The 1150-nt window shown below is 56.5% G+C and carries 1 pseudogene; it reads left to right on the forward strand.

The annotated features are described in order from the left end of the window. Positions 1 to 14: 14 nt before the first annotated feature. Positions 15 to 1150: pseudogene (locus J7412_RS21745) on the forward strand (IS3 family transposase); the annotation flags it as partial.

Below are 1150 nucleotides of genomic sequence, written 5' to 3' on the forward strand. Positions count from 1 at the left end.
AACGGAGGAATCACATGGGCAACAAGCGACCCAAGCCAGAGGAAATTGTCACGAAGTTACGACAGGTTGAGGTCCTTACTGGGCAAGGTATGCCGCGTTTGGATGCGATCCGGCAAATTGGTGTGACTGAACAAACCTATTACCGCTGGAAGAAGAAATACGGTGGTATGGGCACAGACCAATTAAAAGAACTGAAACGTCTTCAGAAAGAGAACGAGCGGTTGCGCAGGGCCGTTTCCGATCTGACGTTGGACAAGCTGATCCTGGCGGAAGCTGCAAAGGGAGTGAAGGGCGTCCCGGAAACGGTCAGATGACCGTTTCAGCTCAGAACGGGCGGAGCCCCTGAGCCCCGCTCGTCGCCGAGCTTGTATTGATCGGGTGCGCGCTGAGTTGCACGTCTCGGAGCGTCGGGCTTGCCGCGTCCTGAGACAGCACCGATCCACTCAACGAAAGGTGCCAGTCGGTCGTCAGGATGACGACCTGCTTGTGGCCGACATGATCGAGCTGGCGCGTCAGTATGGTCGGTATGGCTATCGTCGCATTGCGGCCCTGCTCAGAGATGCAGGCTGGCATGTGAACGACAAACGGGTTGAAAGGCTGTGGCGACGAGAGGGGCTGAAAGTGCCAATGAAACAACCAAAGAAGGGACGGCTCTGGCTGAATGACGGATCGTGCGTACGGCTTCGGCCGGAACACCGCGATCATGTCTGGTCCTATGACTTTGTGCATTGCCGAACCGACGACGGGAAGGCTTTCCGCACATTGAACATTATCGACGAATACAGCCGGGAGTGTCTGGCCATCCGCGTGGATCGCAAGTTGAACTCGGGAAACGTCATCAACGCCCTGAGCGACCTGTTCATCTTGCGCGGCATCCCTTCGTTCATCAGATCCGACAATGGACCCGAGTTCGTCGCCCAAGCTGTCCGGGACTGGATCGCCGCTGTCGGCGCCAGAACCGCTTATATCGAGCCGGGGTCGCCCTGGGAGAACGGTTATTGTGAAAGCTTCAATGCCCGTTTCCGCGACGAATTTCTGAATGGTGAGATATTTTACAGCTTGCGCGAGGCCCAAATCCTGATCGAACAATGGAGAAAGCACTACAACACCAAACGACCGCATAGTGCACTGGGCTACCGCCCTCCGGCTC

It is taken from the genome of Shimia sp. R9_3, assembly GCF_017743755.1.
Classification (GTDB): domain Bacteria; phylum Pseudomonadota; class Alphaproteobacteria; order Rhodobacterales; family Rhodobacteraceae; genus Shimia.